Below are 7,508 nucleotides of genomic sequence, written 5' to 3'. Positions count from 1 at the left end.
GCCGAGTGGCGATTCTGCGAAGCAGACGCTTCGCGAACGCGCATCACCAATCGGGCATGGCAATGGGTGTATGGAATGCTGGCTGTCTATGGACTGCGACCCCACGAAATATTTAACCTCGATCTGGAAAGCTTGCGATCGAGCGAGAAAGTTTTGACCATTTTGGACGGTAAAACTGGCAGTCGGCGCGTGTGGCCTTTCCCCTTAGAATGGTGGGAGCGGTGGCAGTTGTGGGATGTATGCGTACCAGCGGTGACGGGTCAGTGCAATGCTGATTACGGACGACGAGTGCAACAGTTTTTCAAGCGTTCAGGCATTCCATTTCGACCTTACGATCTGAGGCACGCCTGGGCAGTCCGAACTTTAGAGTATGGCCTAGATTTGACTTTGGCAGCTCAACAAACGTCCTGTGGAAAAAATTCTCCAAAACTTATAGACAATGCCTGCTGTGTAACCCCATCCGTTTTTGGATGGGAAGGCGGCTGATTAGCCACAGGTAAATTCTTCTTGTTTTGTGGTGTTGTGAGGAAGGCATACACAAAGGAAAATAGAGGGAGTGCCAGATGCGATCGCAAGGGTTATTTCGATCGACTGAAGCGTCAGTACGATACCCAGCGCTTGCAGAAATTTGTCAGCTCTACTTGTCTGCCACCCGGATGTAAAGCCACGATGCAACCAGGGACGGGCATTCTGGAAATTCTCTGCGAGTCCCAAGAATTGGTAGATTACCTCTGGCGCACCCACGAATCCTTCCTGCACCTGCTGACGATGGAACGAATCGTCATCAGAACCCTTGCATGGCAGCGATGTTGAGCCTGCTGCCGTTGAAAAACTGCTAGCCGCAAAACAAAGTCGTTATCAAAGGGGTTCATCTACGATGAAGAATGGTCAACTATCAAGCGTACAGGATGATACAGCAACGCTGAGAATTTTAGAGCGAATTTATACCAGCGATACCAAACCAATATCCTTGGTATCCCTAGATACCCACACCAATCTCTACTTCAACTGGTCGGGGGGTTCATTTTGCTTGGGGTCACAGGTTTCATTGGCTTCTACAATCAGATCGAGAACGCGATTGACGCTTAAAGAAAGTACGGGCGCTAAAAAGTAAGCCAAACTTTGATGAATGGGTTTGCCAGTGCAGCAGCGAAACGATACGGCTGATAGCAAGCGATCGCTCCATCGTTTCCGGTGTAATCAATCCTTGCATCGCTCTCCGTGACATCCCTAAATTTATTTATTAGGATAGAAAAAATTACCTCTGGAGGTACTGGTGAGTAGCGAGTTATCCATCCTTAAAAAGACGCTTGCCAAGTATTCTGGAGAACCAAACCCTACCCAAGTTACACAGGGCTTTTCTCCCAGGCAGCTGGATGTTGCGTATATCTTCGATACCACTGGCAGTATGTACCCATACCTAGAACAGGTGCGGCGGGAACTAACCCGACTCGCCAGTGAAGTTTACAAATCGGTTCCCAACGTTCGGATGGGCGTTATCGCCTATGGTGACTACTGCGATGCCAATTCGACTTATGTCACCAAGGTTCTGGACTTAACAACTGACTTTGAGAAAGTACAGACATTTGTGGGACAAGTTGAAAAAACAGGGGGCGGCGATGCGCCTGAAGCAGTGGAAGAAGCGCTATTTCAGGCAAATCGACTGAATTGGCGAATTGGTAGCAGTCGAGCGATAGTTTTGGTCGGTGATGCGCCTCCTCACGGCGTAATTGATGCAGCCTCTAATTGCCTTTACGGTCACGATTACAAAACTGAAGGCAATGGTTTGGGACAGAAGGGGGTCAAGATTTACGCAACCCAATGTGGTAGGGATTCATCAACGGAACAAGTGTTTCGTTGGTTGGCTAGTCAAACAGGTGGTGTTTACCTAAATTTGGAGAATATTGCCGATTTGGTAGACCTACTGATTGGGGTTTGCATGAAGGAAGTAGGTTTGCTAGAAAGCTATACTCAAAAGCTTCAAGCTAACAATTTGTTGACTGGTTCTAAAGCGCGACTGCTCAATCAATTAAAAGGGTCATCAGATGCCTAATGGTAGCGATAAGCCAAACTATTACGAGATTTTAGGAATACAACCGACAGCCACTTCAGAGGAGATTAAAAGGGCATTCCGACAATTAGCTAACGACTATCACCCAGACAAATTGGCGGGTGTGCATGAAGCTATTCGGAAATTAGCTGAAGACAAATTTAAGGAAATTAATGAAGCCTATGAAGTCTTGAAAGACGCAGAGCAAAAGCGAATCTATGACTACGAATTGCAGAGAGCTAGTGTTGAGATCAAAAAACAAGAATTAATTCGACAAATTCAAGAACTTGTTGATAATGCTGACCTGGAAGGGGCTGTAAGGGTAGCCAAGAGTCTGTATGAACTGTTTCCTGATGATTCGGACTGTCGAAACATCTACGCAGAACTAGCCCATGCGTTAGCAGTTCAACTTGCAGAGGCTGAAAAGTTAGACAGAGCCGAAAGTTATTTAAAACAAGCTATTGATCTCACTACTGATGAAGAATTTAAGCTAAGAGTACAGAAAGATTTAAACTTACTAAGAGAGAAAAAAGAGCAGCAGGAGGCAGAAAGGGAAGCTGCTGCTGCTAGAGAAAAGACTGCCAAAGAAAAAGCCGAAAGGGAAGCTGCTGCTAGAGAAAAGACTGCCAAAGAAAAAGCCGAAAGGGAAGCTGCTGCTGCTAAAGAAAAGGCTGCCAGAGAAAAAGCCGAAAAAGAAGCTGCTGTTGCCAGAGAAAAGGCTGCTCTCAGAGAAAAGGCTGAGGCTAAACGGAGAATAGAAGAGGAAGCCCGCAGACGCAAAGAGACACAAAGAGAAGCTCTTTTATCCCTAATTAAGTTGTTCGGTTACGTATTCGGTGCAAGTTTGCTAATTACCAAGGTTTTTGCTTTTGTTTTCCTGTGTTTAGCAGCCGCAGGTGAAGCTAACCGTATTTATAGTTCAAGTTGCGTATTTGATACTCGATCTTCATTTATAGCGGGAGTAATATTGGGGCCTGTAGCTATAGGTATTGCATTTGTATTCGCAGCACTTTTTTCAGGATTTGGATACATTTCGTTTCTATTTGGTAATGTTCCAGATGAACAATTATTTCTGGTTCTTGCTCCACTTGGTGTCTTTTTTTCAAGTTTAGCTGGAGCATCAATAAGTTGGGGAATTCGTATATGGATTAGCCTATTTGAAGCATCGATGAATCTAATTAAAATAGAACTAAAAATACTGGAAATAACTGGCTTAAATAAAGAATTTTTAGTGATGATTTTAGTTTTTACAATAGGATTAGGAATTGCATTAGGGATGATATTGGCACAGGCAATTAATTTATAACAGAGGTTTAGTAAATTTTAACTAAGTGGCTATAATTTTTGGTATCAATAATTTAACTAAGGATACCTAAAAAGATATGGTAAGAAAACATTTATCCTACTTCGATGGCGCTCATGGTCGCATCTGGAACCTAGAGGTAGAAACTCTCTCGGACAAATATGAAAGTGACAGACTGTATCCCTATCCCAACGATCCCGATCCTGAGATGAGGGGAGTACATTATCGCTTGTGTTGGGATAGCAAAAGAGAAAATACAATTGCACTCCATATCGATTGGAAAGACGAGGAAGGAAAGTGGCGTAGGGAATATTATATTGACCGTGGTCAGGGCTGGGAAACTATGGGTCATACTCAATCGTACAACTCTCGGAAAGAACTGGAGCAGAGTCTTCAGGCAGGGCGAGACATCAAAGCTGCTGAACGTTTTACTCAGTATTTAGCTGTGCGGATAGCAGTTAGCAGAATAGATCGTGACCTACCCGATCGCAATGTTACTCCTGAAATAGGAGACTCATACTTTAACCGCTACTGATAACTAATGTTTTGGAGTTTTTAACTATGGGTAGCTGGGAACGAGACTTTTTCCAATTTTTTGGTTTTATGATCAGATTATATATCTGGTTGCTTGGAATAACTTTGAGGGGAATTGCGTGGTCAGCACAAGCACTATGGAAAGGTAGTAAGTGGCTTTATGAACAGTTTAAAGACTGGCAAGCATTACGCTCAGAAAAAGTTGTAGGCTCAAAAGAAAAATTACCCGATAGACATCACAGAGATGTATGGGACTATCGAGGCTTAGAAACGATTCGAGAGCTTTTTCACCTAAAATACACACCAGGGACATCTATAAAACTAGGTCAGGCGATAGATGCAAACGGACGGGATGGACAAAAATTAGGTCTACCCCTAGACCTGATCCCACAGCATATTTTACTAATTGGCCCTCCTAAAAAGGGAAAAACAACCCGTTTTATCGTGCCTTGGATTAAAGAATTAATCGCAGTCCAGTCAGTTTTTGCTATTGATGCGAAAGGAAACTTAAGACGTGACTTTGGTTTAGATAAATATGCAGAATTGACAGGCGCTCGATTCTGTAACTGGAATCTCAGCGATCCTGAATCACAACGCTGGAACTTTTTTGAATAAATTTCAATTGACCCAGTAGAGCGACATAAAGATATTGCAGTTATTGCTAAAGCCTTACTCGGAGAAAGATTACCAGGAGAGCAAGGAATTTTCTGGGATCGGGATCTAAGTTGGCTTGAGGGTATACTATGGTTGCTAGTGGAAACAGAGCCTTTACCAAAACCCAGCCAAATTCTGCCGACCATCTTAGATCGTGCTGCTGCTAAAGTTAGGCTTAGTTTTCTAAAAGCGGAGATAAAAAGAAATTGTGAAAATCTGCTGAGCGATTACCTCAGAATTTCTGACGCAGATTTTTATAAAGCGACCTTTGTCTTAAGAAACAAGCTAAAGTTTTTTGACCGTCCAGATGTATCTCGTATTTGCGATGGTCGGTCAGACTTTCGCTTACAAGACTTTAATAAACCTGGTTTGCGAATGTTTGCCTTAATAGGACAGCCAGAGGCAGAAGAGGAAACAGGAAAGCAAATGGCGCAACTAATAGCAGGAATATTTAATAATCTCATGCTGCGTCGCTATGCTTTTGGCTTAAGTGGTGAACCTGTAGCTTTCATTGCGGATGAAGCTCATGCCCTTCAGCAAACAGTTGATTTTCCCAGATCGGCTGCTATATTGAGAGCAGCAGGTGTCGGACTTTGCCTCAGCACTCAAAGTATCAGTCAATTCAATACTAATGAGAAACCCAATCAAGGAAGTTTGATTGCAGGTCTTTGTGCAACTACTATTTGCCTACCAGGGGTGGATGTTGAAACAGCCGAATTTATGTCAAAAAGTTTTGGAGATCGACCCGATCCTTCAACTAGCGTCGGTCGGTCAATTGGTAGCCGCAGTCATGGAATTTCGGGAAGCGATCGCACTCCGATACTGAGTGTACGTGAGATTCGCGATCGTCCTGCTGACCTCGAAAGAACGGCTATTATTCAAGTTCGTAGTGGAGCTTGCACAAGACCATTTCTAACTAGATATTAACCCGTTGATTGTTTATTAACGCTGGCGATCGCGCAGTCAAAGTTTTTGTAATATGCCCAGAGTTATACGCGCTCATTTCTGCTCCAGCATCGGGTTTTGTGGCTCAATTTGTACATCGAAAACAATCAGATAAGTTGCACCTGGTACCAAACGACGCATAGCCTGTAAATGGGCTACCCTACGGGAAGGCTAGCGCCTACGGCATCGCTGCGGCGGCGAAAACGCGCCACGACTTTGCGTTGCAAATTAGCCAGGGGTTGGATAATACACCAGGGGTGCAGTTGATTTTTATATGTCATGAAATTCTCCAAAATAAAAAATTTGTAAGCACATATCGAACTGCGTTCAAGCTATACTTGCGAGTCGATACGGAATTGCAAGTTGGATGGCGTAGCAAAGCGCTGCGTTTCTAAAAGATTGACAGCAGCCGGATACTGACTAGACAACCTTGGATAAGGTTCGGTCATAACAACTGGCAGTGCTAAGACAGAGACAAAATAGCGACTAAAATTCAGCGCCGGGTCAAGTGCAGGGGCAATCCAGTTAACATATAGCCGACGGTGAATGCCAATCGCTAAACCCACAGAGGAAGTAACTACAGCAACTCCCTCGATGTATTCGCCGTTGGCGGGAGTACTGCCAAATCTTTGGAATCGACTAAGGGTTTGGAGTTGCTCTTCATCGGTAATAGTTCCTGACAATTCGGATTCGATAGCGATTCTTATCCTCAACCCTTCATGAGGACATGTAACCCAGATGGGCGCAATAAAATTGTGCGAAGTCATTTTACTAAGCTTGATGATTGTGCTGTGCCAGTAGAGCAGCCAACTACCTCACAGCGCGAAATTTTGGGCGATCTCAAACCGGGTCAGTTGTAACTGATGAAAGTCATAGTAGCTTTGCAAAGCTACTATGACTTTCAAATTTGTGCAAAGTTAACTTTGCACGACCGTTCATCAAGCCATTTCTCCTGCGGATGGGGTTTAGCGCCAATTTTCTGGCTGAAATAGTAGAGGAGGTAGCAAGGGAGAATATGGGTTTTGGAGAAATTCTGGACGGACAACGGGTTAAAGGTTTTAGGAAGGGCAATTAGGAAAGCGCGTAACGAGCGAGGTTGGAGCCAAAGATATGTCCGAGACTTAATGCAGTCGCTGTCGCAATCTCGTTCCATGCCGGAATGCAACGTCACTGACGTGACCATTAGCCACATCGAATCGGGCAAGCACAAAGTAGCCCACAATCTGGTGATGGGAATTGCTGCCCTGGAGTTTGTCACGCATCCCCTGACAAATCGACCCTTTACGTCCGATCAGCTCTCAGATATTGCAGCTGAATATTTAGACCCTGAAACTGGATGGTATCGCTTGCCACCTTATGAAACACCAACCCTATCGAAGCTGCTCCAGATCGAAATAAAAAACCGCCATCCCTGGCAGGGACTTTTGTTCCTTTCTCGCGATACGCAAATAGCGGTTGATCGGTTAATTCAACTGATTGAGGGAGAACAGCCAACAGAGTCAGAAATCTGCGATTTGGCGATGGAGTTATGGAAATCGCCTAGCGTGCGCTGGACTGAAGAAGAACTGCAAAACATCGTGTCGTTGCAGTTTAATGGTAGCCAAATTGACCTCTGAATCAGTGTTTGTTAAAGGTTAGCTTCTTGGTGCTGCCGTTAGGTAGCGACCTTTGAAAGAACGATTACCCTCAATAGTTACATAAGTTTTGTTTGAATGTGGTTTATTCTACTGGTTGAGTTGCGATCGCGATCGATTTTTCATCTGCTGACCCAGCCTTTCTACAAGAGAGTTGCCCTACTGTGCTTTTTCACGAAAGAGCTTTTCGATTTCGGCGAGCTGTTTCAACTTGCAGGACGCACGACTCGGATCAACTTACCTTGCAGGGATTCTTGAGCTGCGATCGCAGTCCTGTTTCTTTTGTGGCGAAAGAACGACTTAAGGGTTTAAAGCGTCCCCCACGCGGTTTCTTTCAAGGTTCCCCCGATCTAGCTGTTGAAATTCTTTCACCTAACAATACGGTTGA

General features: G+C 44.4%; 10 protein-coding genes and 2 pseudogenes. 9 read left to right on the top strand and 3 right to left on the bottom strand.

Features of this window, described 5'->3' with window-relative positions; translation table 11 throughout:
• The coding region (locus tag MiSe_RS46260; protein ID WP_507770242.1) for a site-specific integrase at positions 1 to 486 on the top strand (486 nt) is incomplete at its 5' end.
• A 36-nt stretch (positions 487 to 522) separates the two neighbouring features.
• On the top strand, positions 523 to 813 hold the full coding sequence (locus MiSe_RS46255) for a hypothetical protein (RefSeq protein ID WP_226593654.1): 291 nt from the start codon (positions 523 to 525) through the stop codon (positions 811 to 813).
• A 186-nt stretch (positions 814 to 999) separates the two neighbouring features.
• Here MiSe_RS46255 and MiSe_RS46250 read toward each other — a convergent pair whose 3' ends face one another.
• A complete protein-coding gene (locus MiSe_RS46250) occupies positions 1,000 to 1,173 on the bottom strand; it encodes a hypothetical protein (RefSeq protein ID WP_226593652.1) in 174 nt (57 codons plus the stop codon).
• 103 nt (positions 1,174 to 1,276) lie between these two features.
• Between MiSe_RS46250 and MiSe_RS46245 the strand changes: the two genes are divergently transcribed.
• The 5 genes and pseudogenes from MiSe_RS46245 (at position 1,277) to MiSe_RS46225 (ending at position 5,468) form a co-directional block, all read left to right on the top strand.
• Positions 1,277 to 2,053 carry a vWA domain-containing protein gene (locus tag MiSe_RS46245; RefSeq protein WP_226593651.1) on the top strand — a complete coding sequence of 259 codons (777 nt, stop codon included), beginning with the start codon at positions 1,277 to 1,279 and terminating at the stop codon, positions 2,051 to 2,053.
• Positions 2,046 to 2,273: pseudogene (locus MiSe_RS54325) on the top strand (DnaJ domain-containing protein); the annotation flags it as partial. The gene MiSe_RS46245 and the pseudogene MiSe_RS54325, both read left to right, overlap by 8 nt.
• 1,159 nt (positions 2,274 to 3,432) lie before the next feature.
• Entirely contained in the window at positions 3,433 to 3,888 is a 456-nt protein-coding gene (locus MiSe_RS46235) for a hypothetical protein (RefSeq protein WP_226593649.1), read from the top strand.
• A 26-nt stretch (positions 3,889 to 3,914) separates the two neighbouring features.
• The gene (locus MiSe_RS46230; RefSeq protein ID WP_226593647.1) at positions 3,915 to 4,502 is read left to right on the top strand and encodes a type IV secretory system conjugative DNA transfer family protein; all 588 of its coding nucleotides are present in this window, start codon (positions 3,915 to 3,917) and stop codon (positions 4,500 to 4,502) included.
• Between the two features lie 138 nt (positions 4,503 to 4,640).
• A complete protein-coding gene (locus tag MiSe_RS46225) occupies positions 4,641 to 5,468 on the top strand; it encodes a type IV secretory system conjugative DNA transfer family protein (RefSeq protein ID WP_226593645.1) in 828 nt (275 codons plus the stop codon).
• A gap of 173 nt (positions 5,469 to 5,641) precedes the next feature.
• On the opposite strand, the gene MiSe_RS52420 is transcribed toward MiSe_RS46225, so the two are convergent.
• Positions 5,642 to 5,767: a hypothetical protein gene (locus MiSe_RS52420; RefSeq protein ID WP_307731669.1), complete on the bottom strand. Its 126-nt coding sequence runs from the start codon at positions 5,765 to 5,767 to the stop codon at positions 5,642 to 5,644.
• Positions 5,768 to 5,818: 51 nt separating this feature from the next.
• Positions 5,819 to 6,253 (bottom strand): hypothetical protein, encoded by a 435-nt coding sequence (locus MiSe_RS46215; RefSeq protein WP_226593643.1) that lies wholly within the window; start codon positions 6,251 to 6,253, stop codon positions 5,819 to 5,821.
• Between the two features lie 255 nt (positions 6,254 to 6,508).
• Here MiSe_RS46215 and MiSe_RS46210 point away from each other — a divergent pair, with 255 nt between their 5' ends.
• Together MiSe_RS46210 and MiSe_RS54320 are read left to right on the top strand one after the other, a co-directional pair.
• On the top strand, positions 6,509 to 7,102 hold the full coding sequence (locus MiSe_RS46210; protein WP_226593642.1) for a helix-turn-helix domain-containing protein: 594 nt from the start codon (positions 6,509 to 6,511) through the stop codon (positions 7,100 to 7,102).
• 284 nt (positions 7,103 to 7,386) lie between these two features.
• Positions 7,387 to 7,508: pseudogene (locus tag MiSe_RS54320) on the top strand (Uma2 family endonuclease); the annotation flags it as partial.

This window comes from Microseira wollei NIES-4236 (assembly GCF_020521235.1).
Classification (GTDB): Bacteria; Cyanobacteriota; Cyanobacteriia; order Cyanobacteriales; family Aerosakkonemataceae; genus Microseira; species Microseira wollei.
The sequence above is the reverse complement of the archived record's forward strand: the minus strand, read 5'-3'. Positions and strand labels throughout refer to the sequence as shown.